General features: G+C 61.0%; 3 protein-coding genes. All 3 read right to left on the reverse strand.

Annotated elements, in window-relative coordinates:
* Positions 1-136: 136 nt before the first annotated feature.
* The 3 genes from ACFPOB_RS30400 to ACFPOB_RS30410 all read right to left on the reverse strand — a co-directional run bounded on the left by ACFPOB_RS30400 (position 137) and on the right by ACFPOB_RS30410 (position 1,605).
* Positions 137-796 carry a methyltransferase family protein gene (locus tag ACFPOB_RS30400; protein WP_054211496.1) on the reverse strand — a complete coding sequence of 220 codons (660 nt, stop codon included), beginning with the start codon at positions 794-796 and terminating at the stop codon, positions 137-139.
* Positions 797-817: 21 nt separating this feature from the next.
* Complete coding sequence (locus tag ACFPOB_RS30405; protein WP_377801881.1) at positions 818-1,105, reverse strand: DUF2933 domain-containing protein; 288 nt, start codon at positions 1,103-1,105, stop codon at positions 818-820.
* A gap of 227 nt (positions 1,106-1,332) precedes the next feature.
* The gene (locus ACFPOB_RS30410) at positions 1,333-1,605 is read right to left on the reverse strand and encodes a hypothetical protein (RefSeq protein WP_054211495.1); all 273 of its coding nucleotides are present in this window, start codon (positions 1,603-1,605) and stop codon (positions 1,333-1,335) included.
* Between the last annotated feature and the right edge of the window lie 178 nt (positions 1,606-1,783).

The raw sequence follows: 1,783 nt of genomic DNA on the forward strand, positions 1-1,783 counted from the left end.
CCACCATCGCCTCCGCGACGGCCTTCCTCTACGCAGCCGCCGCCATGGTTCTTATCCGCCGCATCGCGCGAGCGTCATGAGTTCCGGGACGGACTCTTAGACCCTCAGATCAAACCACGCCGGGAACTCGATTTGGCTAGCGGCTCGTCGTTTCGGTCGGATGGGACGAAAGTCGCGGAAAGTAGCCGGGCACGTCCTGCATGTATCGCGCATAGGCCTCGCCGTGCTCGGCTAGTGCTTCCTGCTCCTCGTGCCGCGCGAGCCGCCAGTACATGAAGGCCAGGACGGGGAACATCGCGACCGTCAGCAGCGTCGGCCATTGCAGCAGGAAGCCGAACATCACGAGGACGAAGCCGACGTATTGCGGATGCCTGATCCGGGCGTAGATGCCAGTGGTGGCGAGCGTGCCGCGTCGCTGAGCCTCGTAGAGCACCCTCCAACCGGCCGCGATCAACATGAAGCCGCCGCCGATGAACAGGAAGCTCAGCAGGTGAAAGGGGCCGAAATGCGGGTTCGCTCGCCAGCCGAAGAGTTCCTCGAGAAGATGCCCTGCGTCGTGGGAGAGCCAGTTGACGTCCGGATATCTGGACTGCAACCAACCGGATAGGAGGTAGATCGTCAGCGGGAAGCCGTACATTTCCGTAAAGAGGGCCAGGATGAAGGCGCTGAAGGCTCCGAATGAGCGCCAGTCGCGCGGTGACTTCGGCTTGAAGAAGCTGAAAGCAAAAAAGATGAAGACTGCGGAGTTCAGAAGAACAAGGGACCAAAGCCCGTAGGCGGGAACGTTGTCGTGCATGGGAGCGCTCCGAGAGCCTGATCAGTGTTCGTGCGGAGGCTGCCGCCAACCTGAGGACGGCTGGATTGATTGGTTGCCGTGGCCTCCATGTCTTCCATGCATGAACACATGAAGCAGCGGGCATGCGAGGAATATTAGCAACGGGAGCCAGCCGAGGAGATGGGCGCGGTGCTCCGCAATCAGATAGAAGGCCGCGACTGCCAGAAACCCGACGAGAGCGATCTTGAACGACGTGGATCGGCGCTTCTGATCCTGGGCGTTGGGGTGGTCTGCACTGTGTTCCATGAGGTCGCGTCCGCTGGAGGCCATCGATGGTAGGAGCTGCCTCTGCGGATCACCGTAGGGTCCCGAATCTGGCGGGCCACGGGAGCCTTCGACTTGCGGTGGCGTGATCCTGGCTCAACAGATGAGGCGAACCGGGACGCAAATCCTTGATCTCGGTTAAGCTGACGCGGCGAAGTGACCCAGCTTTCTGGAAGCCCGGATATGGCGTGCTCGGGCGGGATGTTCGAGTCGATCCTGCGCCCGGCGAAGCCTCAAGCCTTCGGCAGGACGTCAAATTCGCGTGCCAGCAGGGTCACAGGCCGTGAACAGGAGCCTAGCCGGATATCCACCCCGAACGCTGAAAGGCGGTTGCGATCGGCTTCGTCGATGAACCCGCATATGAGCTTAGTGATGCCGGTTGCGAGCACCAGGTCACAGATGGCTTCGCCGGTTCGTTCGCAGTTCGCGCGGAACTCATGTTCCTGTGCTTCGTCAGGGTCGATCAGTAGCACCCCATCGCATTTGGCGAAGAACGGACTGAGCATCGCCTTGCGTCGTCCCCGCGCGACGAGCACTGCTATCCGGTGCCTTCGATCAATTCGGGGCAGGGCTATTGGTGCCATCTTGCGGATTCCGATTCCGACCGGCCATCATTCCGATAATTGACCGGCCGGGATTCCGATAATTCTCCGGCCACCATTCCGATTAATGACCGGCCACCAG

This window comes from Allobosea eneae, from assembly GCF_042657265.1.
Taxonomy (GTDB): domain Bacteria; phylum Pseudomonadota; class Alphaproteobacteria; order Rhizobiales; family Beijerinckiaceae; genus Allobosea; species Allobosea eneae.